Annotated in this window: 12 protein-coding genes; 7 read left to right on the top strand and 5 right to left on the bottom strand. The window is 35.0% G+C overall.

The genetic code is table 11. The annotated features are described in order from the left end of the window. Window positions 1-19: 19 nt before the first annotated feature. A complete protein-coding gene (locus tag D8M03_RS06520) occupies window positions 20-772 on the top strand; it encodes a prepilin peptidase (protein WP_121213974.1) in 753 nt (250 codons plus the stop codon). Window positions 773-902: 130 nt separating this feature from the next. Beyond that, complete coding sequence (locus D8M03_RS06515) at window positions 903-1,697, top strand: gamma-glutamyl-gamma-aminobutyrate hydrolase family protein (protein ID WP_245987493.1); 795 nt, start codon at window positions 903-905, stop codon at window positions 1,695-1,697. A gap of 202 nt (window positions 1,698-1,899) precedes the next feature. Here D8M03_RS06515 and lexA read toward each other — a convergent pair whose 3' ends face one another. After that, window positions 1,900-2,520, bottom strand: a complete 621-nt coding sequence (lexA, locus tag D8M03_RS06510) for a transcriptional repressor LexA (protein ID WP_121213973.1) — start codon at window positions 2,518-2,520, stop codon at window positions 1,900-1,902. Between the two features lie 168 nt (window positions 2,521-2,688). On the opposite strand from lexA, the gene yneA reads away from it, so the two are divergent. The 5 genes from yneA (at window position 2,689) to tkt (ending at window position 7,471) form a co-directional block, all read left to right on the top strand. Beyond that, the gene (gene yneA, locus D8M03_RS06505) at window positions 2,689-3,027 is read left to right on the top strand and encodes a cell division suppressor protein YneA (protein ID WP_121213972.1); all 339 of its coding nucleotides are present in this window, start codon (window positions 2,689-2,691) and stop codon (window positions 3,025-3,027) included. After that, window positions 3,024-3,677: a YneB family resolvase-like protein gene (locus D8M03_RS06500; RefSeq protein ID WP_121213971.1), complete on the top strand. Its 654-nt coding sequence runs from the start codon at window positions 3,024-3,026 to the stop codon at window positions 3,675-3,677. The genes yneA and D8M03_RS06500 overlap by 4 nt, the downstream gene beginning before the upstream one ends. Before the next feature lie 375 nt (window positions 3,678-4,052). Next, window positions 4,053-4,709 (top strand): 2OG-Fe(II) oxygenase, encoded by a 657-nt coding sequence (locus tag D8M03_RS06495; protein WP_121213970.1) that lies wholly within the window; start codon window positions 4,053-4,055, stop codon window positions 4,707-4,709. Between the two features lie 351 nt (window positions 4,710-5,060). Continuing rightward, complete coding sequence (locus D8M03_RS06490; protein ID WP_121213969.1) at window positions 5,061-5,291, top strand: DUF896 domain-containing protein; 231 nt, start codon at window positions 5,061-5,063, stop codon at window positions 5,289-5,291. A gap of 185 nt (window positions 5,292-5,476) precedes the next feature. After that, window positions 5,477-7,471 (top strand): transketolase, encoded by a 1,995-nt coding sequence (gene tkt, locus D8M03_RS06485; RefSeq protein ID WP_121213968.1) that lies wholly within the window; start codon window positions 5,477-5,479, stop codon window positions 7,469-7,471. A 146-nt stretch (window positions 7,472-7,617) separates the two neighbouring features. Here tkt and D8M03_RS06480 read toward each other — a convergent pair whose 3' ends face one another. From D8M03_RS06480 to adhP, 4 genes are all read right to left on the bottom strand, one after another. After that, window positions 7,618-9,048, bottom strand: coding sequence for a sigma-54-dependent transcriptional regulator (locus D8M03_RS06480; protein ID WP_121213967.1), 1,431 nt, complete (start codon window positions 9,046-9,048; stop codon window positions 7,618-7,620). An 18-nt stretch (window positions 9,049-9,066) separates the two neighbouring features. After that, window positions 9,067-10,695, bottom strand: a complete 1,629-nt coding sequence (locus D8M03_RS06475) for a sensor histidine kinase (protein WP_121213966.1) — start codon at window positions 10,693-10,695, stop codon at window positions 9,067-9,069. Between the two features lie 2 nt (window positions 10,696-10,697). Beyond that, window positions 10,698-11,846 (bottom strand): iron-containing alcohol dehydrogenase, encoded by a 1,149-nt coding sequence (locus D8M03_RS06470; protein ID WP_121213965.1) that lies wholly within the window; start codon window positions 11,844-11,846, stop codon window positions 10,698-10,700. 124 nt (window positions 11,847-11,970) lie between these two features. Next, a complete protein-coding gene (gene adhP, locus D8M03_RS06465) occupies window positions 11,971-12,984 on the bottom strand; it encodes an alcohol dehydrogenase AdhP (protein ID WP_121213964.1) in 1,014 nt (337 codons plus the stop codon). Window positions 12,985-13,895: the final 911 nt, after the last annotated feature.

Genomic DNA, 13,895 nt, shown 5'->3' with positions numbered 1-13,895 from the left:
TAAGTAAGGAGCGTTTTCCATGGACATTGCATATGCTATTTTTGCGTTATTATTTGGACTCATTTTTGGTTCATTTTTTAACGTTGTTGGGTTGAGGGTTCCAAAGAAAGAATCAATTGTGACCCCACCTTCCCATTGCACATCTTGTCAGCGTAGATTAACAGCACTTGACTTAATACCTGTTTTTTCATACATATTTTTAGGTGGTAAATGCCGTAGCTGTGGCGTAAAAATATCACCGATTTATTTATTAACTGAATTTGTCACAGGGATTTTATTTGGTTTTGCTGTCTGGCAATTAGGAATCACTATTGAAACGGCAGTTGCTTTATTCTTCATTTCGTTATTAATGATAATTGTTGTATCTGATATCGCGTATATGTTAATTCCTGATAAAATTCTATTATTCTTTTTACCATTTTTAGTTTTAGGAAGAATTTTATCACCTTTAGACAATTGGTGGGATTGTATACTAGGTGCAGTAGTTGGGTTTGGTATTCTTTTATTAATTGCTGTCATTTCGAAAGGCGGAATGGGTGGGGGAGATATTAAGCTTTTCTTCCTTATTGGGTTAGTATTAGGTACTGCCAATACTTTAATTACACTGTTCTTAGCTTCCGTAATAGGTATGATTGTTGGAATTATTGTATTAAAGGTGCGTGGTCAAGGAAGAAAAAATCCTGTGCCTTTTGGTCCATCCATTGCACTTGCTGCAATAATTGTCTATTTCTATGGAGAAAACATGTTAGATTGGTATATTAGTTTATTTTAGGAGGTGTCCAAAAAGTAATAATTTTTTGGACACCTCTTTTCTTTCATGATAAATATCTCTTATGAATTATTGCTCCTGCGGTAGTCGAAATAAATTTCCACTATCCTCGTCGCAAAGGAGTTGTCTCAAAATGACTTTTCAGACAACTCCTTTTTTATTGTCAGGAATGATTTATAGCCCCCTTCGAATAGTTTATAGTGGAGGTGGTTTTGTGAAGCCAATCATCGGGATTACCATGACAACGAGTGATGGAAAGTATTGTATTAACTCTCCTTATGTTAAATCGGTACTAGATGCTGGTGGGATTCCATTTTGTATTCCTTTTGGTGTTGAAAAAGATGTCAGGCAAGTAATCGATTCGATTGACGGTCTATTGTTAACTGGTGGGGTCGATATACATCCTCACTATTTTCAAGAAGAGCCACATCCCAAACTCGGTGAAGTAATGTTGGAACGGGACAAAGTAGAAATTGCTCTTGCTCATGCGGCGTTAAATCATAAGCTACCTGTTTTTGCAATTTGCCGAGGCATTCAGCTATTAAATGTAGCGCTAGGTGGAACATTATATCAAGATATTAATGCTCAATACGAAGCTGAGCCATTATTGCACAAACAAAATGCATTAAGACATGAACTTGCCCATTTTATTGAGATAACGGAAGGTACTAAATTGCATAACATACTTGGAAAAAATCGTATTGCAGTAAATTCTCTTCATCATCAGGCAGTTAAGGATGTTCCTGCATTATTCCAAATTTCTGCAAGTGCGAGCGATGGCATTATCGAAGCAATGGAATTAAATGACTACCCGTTTTGTTTAGCTGTTCAATGGCACCCAGAAGAAATGGCTGTAAAAGGGGAGGAGCATTCTTCAAAGTTGTTTAAGGCGTTTATTGAAGCTTGTTTGGAACAAGGTGTAACTTAATCAAAAAGTGAACAAAAAGGGAGTGCTAAACGCACAAGTTCAGGGTTAAGTGCACGAGAGAGAATACTAAGCGCACAAGAAGTGGTCTAAGTGCACCAAACCGAATGCCAAACGCACAAGACATACTTACTCAAATAAAAATCTTAACCTCACAAAAAATGGTTGTCCTTCAGTCTAGTTATGACTAAAGTGACAACCTTTTTTATTGAATATTACGGTATAAGCCAACTACCTTGCCTAAAATCGTAACTTGGTTTACTAAAATCGGATCCATACTTGAGTTTTCTGGTTGTAATCTAAAATGTGTTTTTTCTTTAAAGAAACGTTTTACCGTAGCTTCGTCATCTTCAGTCATAGCTACAACAATATCCCCATTGTCGGCTGTTGAGGTTTGTTTAACAATGACATAATCTCCGTCTAATATACCTGCTTCTATCATGGACTCTCCCATTATCTCAAGTATAAATAGATTTTCTTCACCCGTTCCATATGTATCTGGTAGAGGGAAGTATTCTTCTATATTTTCAATTGCTGTAATTGGTAAACCTGCAGTAACTTTCCCAACTAGAGGAACATGGATTACGGATTGTTTTTGAACAGTGTCACTTTCATTTTCTAATATTTCAATTGCACGTGGTTTCGTAGGGTCTCGGCGAATTAGACCTTTACTTTCTAAACGTGCTAGATGGCCGTGTACAGTGGAACTTGATGCAAGACCTACTGCTTCTCCAATTTCTCGAACAGATGGTGGATATCCCTTCGTACGTACTTCCTCTTTAATAAAAGCTAGTATATCTTCTTGTCTTTTTGATAATTTTTTCAACTTTCTCACCTCTTTAAGTGAATATCTATCTCTATTAATTACATATAGTATAGCAGTGAAAGATTGGAAATGCAAACATAGGTTCGAAAATGTTATTGACAAAAACATGTGTTCGTATTAAATTAGGAACATAGATTCCGAACAAACATTCGATTAGGGGTTGATAGTATGTATTGGTTACAGAAAAATAATTACATCGTTGTACTATTTATTGCATTTGTTGTAATAGTAGGCATTTTATTAATAACAGATAACGGGAAAACAACATACGAACAAATAGAAATTCAACATGGTGATACACTTTGGACTTTAGCAGAACATTATCGTGGAGAAATGAAGCCACAAGAATGGATTAATCTTGTACAATTGGAAAACCACTTAAACAATGAGATAATTATTGCTGGACAAGTTATCACTATCCCAATTGCTGAAGATAGTCATTACATTGCCCAAAATAAAATGAATGAGGATTCTCATTCAATAGAGGTAGCGAGTAAAGATCAATGAATAAAAGTGCAGTAATTTACACAAGAGTGAGTACAGAAAAAAATACACAGGAAACTTCTCTCAAAAGACAACAAGAAGAATTATCCCGTTATGCTGAACAAATGGGTTATCGAGTTCTAGCAACTTATCAAGATCAACAGAGTGGCTACGATGTAGAGAGAGAAGGCCTATTAGATATGATGGACTATATAAAAGAGCACAATATTTCTGCATTGTTTATACAGGATGAAACCCGTTTAGGACGAGGAAATGCAAGAATGGCAATTCTACACTTACTTCAAAAAAGTGGAACAACCGTTTATTCATTAAATTATGCTGGTCCACTAACATTAAACGAAATGGATACAATGCTTCTTGAAATATTGGCGATTGTGGAGGAATATCAACGAAAGATCCATAATGCGAAGATTAAAAGAGGGATGAAACGAGCTGTTGAAAATGGCTATCGTCCTGAGTTGAATATAAAAAATCGTCAAAATCACGAAGGCCGTGAAAGAATTGATGTGCCTATTGAAGAAATAGTGAATTTGCGGGAAAAGGGACTTACTTTCCAAGAAATCGCTTCAACATTAAGAGGATTAGGGTTTCAAGTTAGTAAGGCAACAGTTCATCGAAGATACACTGAATATATAGAAGGTCTAGAAGACTAACACTTGTTCTTTAAGTGTTGCAATTATTTAAGAAATGCATATATATAACTTACTTGGGGTTGGTTCATAAAGAACTGCCCCATTTTTTGCCCCATTTAACCTTTAAACTATCACTAAACATCTCAACAATTTTCCCATGAATGCAATGTCAATTTCATTTTCTGCTTTGATTCACCTCAACAAAAAATTGCGTAAAATCCCATATACAATGAAAATTTCATAAAGAAAAATTTCCGTAGGCGAAAGTGATTATATAAAATACATTTTTATCCTATAAAACTAGTAACTTCATAAAAAATTAATGATAAGAGACAAAAATTATTGTAAAATTCATATATATTAACTTTTAATTCCATTAAATGGAGGAATTTGGAAATGACTACAAATGTAGCTGAGATTCGTTCAAAGGAACAAACAATCTTTAATTTCACTGGAAACAAAGTTAAAACAGAGGACAGAGTAATTGATGTATTGGCGAAATACGAAGAACCGTTAGTTGTTGTATTAGGTTCTGTATTAGATGGTGAAGAATGCGATAGACTCATCGAATTATCAAAGAATCGCCTTCAACGTTCTAAAATTGGAGTAGAAAAAGTCGTTAGTGATATCCGAACGAGTAGTGGATCATTTCTTACGGACGTTAATGATGAGATTGTGTCAAAAATTGAAAAAAGAGTTTCTTCTATAGTGGGTATCCCTGTAGAGCATGCGGAAGGTTTGCATATTTTAAACTATAAACCTGGGCAAGAATATAAAGAGCATTTTGATTATTTCGCAGCAACAAGTAAATCAGCAAGCAATAATCGCATTTGTACGGTTGTATTATATTTAAGTGATGTGGAAGATGGTGGAGAGACGTATTTCCCAAAACTTGGCCTAAAAGTGTATCCTAAAAAAGGAATGGCTGTATACTTTGAATACTTCTACAACGATCAAACATTAAATGAATTAACATTACATGGCGGCGCTCCAGTCGTTACAGGCGAAAAATGGATCGCAACACAATGGTTTAGAAGAAAGAAACTTGATTAATTCACATATACATAAACTGAAGTGAGTTTTTTTCTATCTCATTCATCCTATAATCTACGAAATTTAATAATTCCCCTTCTACATGATAGAAGCAGAATTGGAGAACAAAACGTTTACCAATTCCGCTTATTTTTTTACTTATTAGAAGACAGCACCTGCTTACAACTCTTCATCAAAATTTCCCCCAAGACTCTTAAAAATATATGGTTTAATCTATTTATATAAGAAAGAAACCTTATTAAATAGCGACTTTTTATAAAATTAATGCCCAATTTGTTAAGGTTTATTACTTGCGCTCCCAGTCTTTTTTACTTACCTTTTAAGTAGTGAAGATTGAAAGGTGAGAGAAATATGTTATCCAAAGAAAAAATCGAACGAATTAATGCACTATCTAAAAAAGCAAAGGCTGGAACATTAACTGAAGAAGAAGCAAAAGAACGCACACTTCTTCGTAAAGAATATCTAGAATCCTTCCGTAACTCATTTAGAAATACAATCGAAAATGTGCAAGTGTATGATTCGAATGGCAATGAAGTAACGCCAGAAAAAATAAAAAATATCCAAAAGAATAAATTGAATTAATAGAGTAAAAACTTTAAAACAGTGCGTGGCTATACATTGACATAGCTGCATTGTTTAATGATGTAGCACAATTCAAAAAAAGTATGTCATAAATCCGAAAATGTCTGTAAATAGGATTGTTTTCTTACACAATCTTGTCTAAACTGTAAAAGTATACACATTAGCACGAGAAAGGATGTCAAATAATGGCACAAAACGCGGATCTATTAGCAATTAACGCTATCCGAACATTATCTATTGATGCAATTGAGAAAGCTAATTCGGGCCATCCAGGTTTACCAATGGGTGCAGCTCCAATGGCATACACTTTATGGACGAAACAATTACGTCACAACCCACAAAATCCAAACTGGTATAACCGCGATCGCTTCGTTCTTTCGGCTGGTCATGGTTCTATGTTACTTTATAGCTTATTACATTTAGGCGGATATGGTTTAGATATGGAAGAAATTAAAAACTTCCGTCAATGGGGTTCTAAAACTCCAGGACATCCTGAATATGGCCATACAGTAGGTGTTGAAGCGACAACAGGACCACTTGGACAAGGTATTGCAATGACTGTTGGTATGGCTATGGCTGAAAAACATTTAGCTGCTACATATAACAAACCAGGTCATGAAATTGTAGATCACTACACATTTGCACTTTGTGGTGATGGGGACTTAATGGAAGGTGTAGCTGCAGAGGCAATCTCTTTAGCTGGACATTTACAATTAGAAAAATTAATCGTGTTATACGATTCAAATGATATTTCTTTAGACGGTGATTTAGCAAAATCATTCTCAGAAAACATCCAAAAACGTTTTGAGTCTTATGGTTGGAACTATCTTCATGTTGCAGATGGTAATGATATTGATGCAATCAATGCAGCAATTGAGCAAGCAAAACAATCAAAAGGCAAACCAACATTAATTGAAGTAAAAACAGTTATTGGTTACGGTTCACCAAACAAATCTGGTAAATCAGATTCGCACGGTGCTCCACTTGGTGCAGATGAGGTTGTTTTAACTAAAACAACATATGGTTGGGAACATGAACCATTCCAAATTCCAGAAGAAGTTTACACAACTTTTAAAGAAGCTGCTGAAAAACAAGGTGTTCAACCAGAAGCAGATTGGAATGCGAAATTTGAAAGTTACAAAGCAGAATATCCTGAGTTAGCTGAGCAATTCATCAAAGCAATGAACAACGAATTACCAGCAGACTTTGATGCAGAAGTACCAGTATATGAAGCAGGTAAATCAGTTGCAACACGTTCTTCATCAGGTGAAGTGATTAACGCATTAGCGAAAAAAGTACCTTCATTCTTTGGAGGAAGTGCTGACCTAGCTGGATCAAACAAAACAACTATGAAGGGTGAAGGCGATTTCTCACCTGAAACTCCAGAAGGCCGTAACATTTGGTTTGGTGTTCGTGAATTTGCAATGGGTGCTGCATTAAACGGTATGGCACTACATGGTGGTTTAAACGTATTCGGTGGTACATTCTTCGTATTCTCGGATTATGTACGTCCAGCAGTTCGTTTATCTGCATTAATGGGTCTACCTGTAACTTATGTATTTACTCATGATTCAATCGCAGTAGGGGAAGATGGTCCAACGCACGAACCAATCGAACATTTAGCATCTTTACGTGCAATGCCAAATCTTTCAGTAATTCGTCCAGCTGATGCAAACGAATCTGCAGAAGCTTGGAAATTAGCAATTCAATCTAAAAATGTTCCAACTGTGCTAGTTCTTTCTCGTCAAAACTTACCAGTATTAGAAAATTCAGCACAACTTGCAAAAGATGGAGTGGCTAAAGGTGCATATGTGGTTTCACCAGCTACAAAAGAAACGCCAGATGCAATCCTAATTGCAACAGGTTCAGAAGTTTCTCTTGCTGTTGAAGCGCAGGCGAAATTACGTGCTGAAGGAATTGATGCATCTGTTGTTTCAATGCCATCAATGGATCGTTTCGAACAACAATCAGCAGAATATAAAGAATCTGTACTTCCAAAAGCGGTGACAAAACGTCTTGCTATTGAAATGGGTTCTTCATTCGGTTGGCATAAATATACAGGCTTTGAAGGAGACGTTTTAGCAATCGATCAATTCGGTGCAAGTGCTCCTGGTGAAGTTGTAATGGAAAAATACGGTTTCACAGTAGACAATGTTGTTTCTAAAGTAAAAGCTTTATAAAAAAAGGGAGGTCTGAAAATTCATTTTGAGACCTCCCTTTTGCGCCGAGGATGGTGGCATCTTGATGCGACCACCGCAGAAGCAATAATTCCTAAGAGAAGAAAAAGGTGCCCAAGAAGTAATTACTTCTTGGGCACATATTTTTTCTATACTTTTCCTTTTTCATTCAATAAATATTTTAACTGACGAGGCGTGATTTTTAATGAATCCGCTGTCTTTTTTCGGTCTCCAACATGATTCTTTAGGGATTTTAAAACAAATGAACGTCCAACTTGTTTTTCTAATTCTTTCACCGAATAAAGCACATCGTCTAATTGAATGTCTTTATTTCTATCCCACATCGTTAAAATATGCCTTGTCCAATTCGATAAGTAGGACTCTAAATCATCTTCACTATATTGTAATTCTGGTTGTTGTCCAGAATTATGCAATATTTTCTCAGGTAAAAATGTTGGTGTAATGATGCTTTCATCTTCGTCCATTAAAGCGACTGCGCGTTTAACAATATTAAATAGTTCCCGGACATTTCCTGGCCACTCATAATTTCTCATAATGTCTAAACATTCTTGTGAAAAGGACAAATGACTAGCATTTACCTTTTTCAAAAAGAATTTTAGATATAATTCAAGATCTTCCCGGCGCTTTCTTAAAGGAGGAAGGTTTAGTTTTACAACATCTAATCGATATAACAAGTCTTCCCGAAACGTTTTTTCTTCTACTGACTTTGCTAAATCTCTGTTCGTTGCTGCAATGATTCGTGTGTTTGTTTTTCGAACGGATTCGCCACCTACACGATAATATTCACCGGTTTCTAATACTCGTAACAACTGTACTTGGATTCCTAAACTTGCCTCTCCAATTTCATCTAAGAAAAGTGTTCCATTATTAGCAATCTCAAAAATCCCTTTTTTCAACTTTACTGCACCTGTAAATGCACCTTTTTCGTGTCCAAATAATTCACTTTCTAGTAAAGTCTCTGGGATGGCACCACAGTTGATTCGGATAAACGGTTGATTGTAGCGTAAACTCACATTATGAATAAAATTGGCAAGTACCTCTTTACCTGTACCTGTTTCACCTTCTATCAATATATTGATATTTTTCTTGGCAATTTTTTCGGCAAGTTTGGCTAATTCATTCATTTCTTTATTTTGTCCAATAATAAACCCTAGTTTAGAAGCTAATTGATTTGTCTCTTCTTGGTTGGCAATTGGCTCTATATTTAAATGTTTGTCCAATGTTTTTTCTAATTGATCTAAATCATCAAAAGGTTTTTCAATATAGTCATTCGCGCCATTTTTCAGTGCTTCCACGGCAGTTTTGACGGTGCTATAACCGGTCATAATGATAGCTTTACAAGTTTGTTGTGAATTTTTTAGTAGTTTTAATAATTCAATTCCATTTGAATCGGGCAGTTTTAAATCAATTAAAGCTAGGTCGAAAGTAATTTCTGATATTAAGGTAGAAAAATCATTTTTATTTGTTGCAACACTTACTTGTAATCCTTTTTCCTCCAATAAATGTCTAAAGAAATTTCCAACTTCAATTTCATCGTCCATAATTAAAATATGTTTCAATTTATGAACACAACCTCTCTATTGGCATTTCGCTGGTAATTTTATTCTGAATTCGCTACCTTCCATGTAAGTACTATCGATTTCAATGAAACCATTATGTTTTTCTGCAATTCCTAAACTAACAGATAGACCGAGTCCTGTACCTTTCCCTGGTTCTTTTGTTGTGAAAAATGGATTAAACACATCTTGTAGTCGATGGTTAGGAATTCCACAACCATTATCCTTTATAGAAAGTACAACCCATTTCTTTTCATTTTCTATTACTTCTTTTGATTCAACGAGGATAACTTTTTGTTCAGTATCTTTTTCTTCAAGAGCGTCTTTTGCATTAATGAGCAGGTTCAAAATGATCTGCCCGATTTGTTGGATATTTCCTTGGACGCAATGAAGATTCTTCGGCAAATCTTTTTTTATTGTTATGTTGAGCTTATTAAATTGATCGCCAATAATATCTAACACTTGTTCCACTGCTTCGTTTATGCAGAAATCTTCAAAACTATATTCGTCTTGGCGAGAGAACGTGAGTAAATTTTGGATAATGTTTTTGCATCTTTTTCCACACACATAAATATCTGATAGCAATTTATTGGTTCGCTCATCAGATTTTCCAACACGTAATAATAATTGGGAGTTTCCTAGTATAGCAGTTAATGGGTTGTTTAATTCATGAGCAATTCCAGCTGCAATTTCTCCAATCGCCGCAAGTTTACCTGATTGAATGAGTTGTGCTTCCATTTTTCGTTTTTCTGTAATATCAATAATGTAAATGATATAAGAATAGATTTGATAATTTTTGTTAGTAATTGGATATGCCCGTAATTCAAACAAATGTTGCTTATAATGAAACTCTTGATAATAATTTTCTTCTATAATCGCTAAATCGGGAAGTTCAAGCAGATTTTGCAAGTTTTGACCGATAATATATGAATCAAAAAATTTATTGGCTGAATTATTACACTTTAAAATGGTGCCATTTGTATCAGTTACAAAAATCAAATCTGATACAGCACGAAAAGTTTCTTCCCATTCCTTTTTTGAATCCAAAACTTTCTGATACAGCTTTACATTTTCAATACAAACGGCAATTTGATTTGAAAGCTGTTGGAAAAATGATAAATCAGACTCACTAAAGTGGTTTAATTCCTTACTCCCAATGCTTAATACTCCAATGACCGCTTTTTTACTAACAAGAGGTATGATTAGGATGCTTTTTATTCCTAACGAATGATAAGCAGCTTCTTCTTCATAGGTTAGCGACTCACTTTCTAGCTTGAATAAAACCTTTTCAAGAGATAGGATAGAATTCCAATAAAGGGAGTTTTCCTTTTGAAATTGATGTCCAATTGGAAAGTGAATGGAGTCTATTGGATAGACATTTGATAAAAAAAGCTCATTATTTTCATAGAGTGCTAAACTTATTCGATCGATGGCGATAAATGCTTTTATTTTCTCAAAAATATTACTTAACATTTCATCAATGGACATTTCGATATTGATACTTTGGGTTACTTCATTGATGACTTCTAATTGCATGTTTTTCTTTTTTAATTCTTCAACCATTACTTTTAATTCACTGTAATAGCTCTTTTTTGAGGATTGGATGCCTGTTAATTTACCGATTAACGATTCTCGCTCTTTTAATACCAAATTTACCAGGCCTTTCTGAATAGTTGTTCAATGTCATCGATGGTCACGTCTCTTGGGTTCGTTAACATACATGCATCATGCAAAGCTGTATAACTCATTTCAGTTATCTCACTATCTTTCACTTCTAATTCAGAAAGTTTTTGTGGTGCACCGATATCTTCAATTAATTCATTTACTAGTTTAATAGCGATTTTTCCTGCTTCCATTTTCGAAATGTTCGGGTCTTTAAGTCCAAGTAAGTAGGCAATATCCGCAAATTTTTCTGGATTGGCTAATAAGTTAAACTCCATTACATGGGGAAGAAGAATAGAGTTAATATCACCATGTAAAACCGGATATCTGCCACCAACTGCATGACTCATAGCATGAACAGCCCCTAAAATTGCGTTTGAAAATGCAATTCCAGCTTGAAGACTTGCCATTGCCATATGCGTTTTTGCTTCTTTATTGTATTTAGATGCTACTGATGAGCGTAAATATTGACCTACTAGAGAGATTGCATTTTTTGCGTGAACATCTGTTAATGGGGTTGCAGCTAAACTAATGTACGATTCAATTCCATGGGTTAATACATCTATGCCTGTAGAAATTGTCAGTTGTGTACTTTTAGTAACAAGTGTTTCAGGGTCAACAATTGCGATATCAGGAATTAATGACTTTGAGATAATTGTCATTTTTTTTCGTTCTTCTGAATTTAGGATAATCGAAAACTGTGAAACTTCTGATCCAGAACCTGCTGTCGTTGGAACCATGATTTGAGGGGGAAGGGGGTGTTTAATTTTATCAACACCTTCATAATCACGAATATGTCCTTCATTTGTAGAAAGTAATGCAATTGCTTTTGCAGCGTCAATTGTACTTCCACCACCAACGCCTATCACTGCATCGCAATGATTTTCTAAATAAATTTCTCTACCTTTTTCGACTTCGTAATCTTTTGGATTAACAGTAATATCCGTGAAGGTTGTATATTTTAATCCCGCTTCTTTACAGTTTTCAACGACTTTATCGAGCCAGCCTGCTTCTGCTATACCCTCATCACTGACAATCAAAACATTAGAAGCACCTAATCGTAGACAACAATCGCCAATTTGCGAGAGAGTATAATTGCCGAAGATGATTTCTGGTAATACAAATTTATGAACGTTCATATGTACCTCCTAAAAAATCTTATATAGTTTTAATTCAATAGAAGTGAGTTTTTCCCTTTTTTCCAAAATAAAAAGGTTGTCCAAATCGACAACAATTCGACTTGAACAACCTTGGTAAGTGCTATTATTCGAGAGTTAAAACAATGCGACCGTTAATTTTTCCTTCTTCCATACGTTTGAATACTTCATTAATATTTTCAAGTTCAGTAGTTTCAATCATTGCACGTACTTTACCACGTACAGCAAAATCAATAGCTTCTTGCATATCTTTTCTTGTTCCAACAATTGAACCTTTTACAGTTACACCATTTAATACAGTGTCGAAAATTGGAATTGGTAGTTCATCATTTGGTAACCCAACTACAACAAGTGTTCCGCCACGTTTAACTGATTGGTAAGCTTGTTCAAATGCTTTTTTGCTCACGGCAACACTTACTGCTGCATGAACGCCACCAACTTTTTCTTTGATTGTTGCTACTGGATCTTCTTTTAGACCGTTAATTGCGATATCAGCACCTAGTTCAAGGGCTAATTTTGATTTGTCATCGCTAATATCTACAGCAACAACATTTAATCCCATTGCTTTAGCATATTGTAGCGCAATGTGACCAAGACCACCGATACCATAAATTGCTACCCATTCACCTGGTTTTGCACCGGAAACTTTTAATGCTTTATAAGTTGTTACACCTGCACATAAAATTGGTGCAATTTGTACTGGGTCAGCTTCTTTTGGAATACGAGCAACATAGTCAGCTGGTGCTTTACAATATTCTGCATATCCACCATCTACAGAATATCCACCATTTAATTGATCTTCACAAAGTGTTTCTTGTCCAGATAAACAGTATTCACATTCACCACAAGCAGAATATAACCAAGGAATTCCAACACGATCTCCTACTTTAATAGAAGAAACATCATTAGCAACTTCAACAACAATACCAACGCCTTCATGACCAGGGATTAACGGTAATTTTGGTTTTACTGGCCAGTCACCGTGTGCTGCATGTAAATCAGTATGACATACGCCACAAGCTTCAATCTTAACTAAAACCTCTCCACTTTCTAACGTTGGTTTTTCAACCTCTTTGATTTCTAAAGATTTTTTGAACTCATTTACTACTGCTGCTTTCATTAAAATTCCTCCCCTTTCTGGTTATACTTTTATATAAGCAAAACCGATGCCAACTATTAAACCTGTAAAAAAGGCATATTTTAATAGATTTTGAACTTGGTATGGCCAAAATTTTGGCCGTTTTGAACAATAAAATGTTCATTTATGATTTTCTGGTTGTTTGGAGAAGCTATTGGTTTAGATAAATGCTGCGGGTAACTATAAAAACATCCATGAAGCTGAAGAAAAATTGATTTTGAGAGTTATATTGTATGGAGGAGGAGGGGGGATTGGAAATAAGTGTAATATGAAATTCAGTTGTATGTAATCTATCATGAGATTTGATGTGCTCTTTGATATGAAGGTCACTAGAATCAAATTTCGCATGAGATTTGACGTTCAACCAGGTTATGAAGGTCACTAGAATAAAATTTCGCATAAGATTTGACGTTCAATCAGGTGATGAAGATCACTAGAATCAAATTCACATGAGATTTGACGTTCAACTAGGTTATGAAGGTCACTAGAATCAAATTTCGCATGAGATTTGACGTTTAACCAGGTTATGAAGGTCACTAGAATCAAATTTCGCATGAGATTTGACGTTCAACCAGGCAATGAAGGTCACTAGAATCAAATTTCGCATGAGATTTGACGTTCATTTCAATTAAGACTGTCACTACAAATCGTAATTTACCTTTTATCACAGAAATTAAGTACACACTAGAATCCACTCTTACTTATTTATCCACAACCAATCTCTCAAAATAACCCTAAACCTTATTTAAAAATAAAATTGACGAATAAACTCGAAAAAGTATCACTAAAGTCCTTTATTGAATAAATATTCAAATTGTATAATTTTCCATAATATGAGAAAATACCCTTTCTATAGTACTGCCAAATATGTACGATTAATAGTAAGAAGCTTA

It is taken from the genome of Ureibacillus endophyticus, assembly GCF_003628435.1.
Classification (GTDB): domain Bacteria; phylum Bacillota; class Bacilli; order Bacillales_A; family Planococcaceae; genus Ureibacillus; species Ureibacillus endophyticus.
The sequence above is the reverse complement of the archived record's forward strand: the minus strand, read 5'-3'. Positions and strand labels throughout refer to the sequence as shown.

Bases quoted from the DNA above. Each gene is read 5' to 3' on its own strand.
- D8M03_RS06520 (WP_121213974.1), top strand. From the start codon at position 20: ATGGACATTGCATATGCTATTTTTGCGTTATTATTTGGACTCATTTTT.
- D8M03_RS06495 (WP_121213970.1), top strand. From the start codon at position 4,053: ATGACTACAAATGTAGCTGAGATTCGTTCAAAGGAACAAACAATCTTT.
- D8M03_RS06470 (WP_121213965.1), bottom strand. From the start codon at position 11,846: ATGAACGTTCATAAATTTGTATTACCAGAAATCATCTTCGGCAATTAT.
- D8M03_RS06490 (WP_121213969.1), top strand. From the start codon at position 5,061: ATGTTATCCAAAGAAAAAATCGAACGAATTAATGCACTATCTAAAAAA.
- D8M03_RS06500 (WP_121213971.1), top strand. From the start codon at position 3,024: ATGAATAAAAGTGCAGTAATTTACACAAGAGTGAGTACAGAAAAAAAT.
- yneA (WP_121213972.1), top strand. From the start codon at position 2,689: ATGTATTGGTTACAGAAAAATAATTACATCGTTGTACTATTTATTGCA.
- tkt (WP_121213968.1), top strand. From the start codon at position 5,477: ATGGCACAAAACGCGGATCTATTAGCAATTAACGCTATCCGAACATTA.
- adhP (WP_121213964.1), bottom strand. From the start codon at position 12,984: ATGAAAGCAGCAGTAGTAAATGAGTTCAAAAAATCTTTAGAAATCAAA.
- D8M03_RS06515 (WP_245987493.1), top strand. From the start codon at position 903: ATGACTTTTCAGACAACTCCTTTTTTATTGTCAGGAATGATTTATAGC.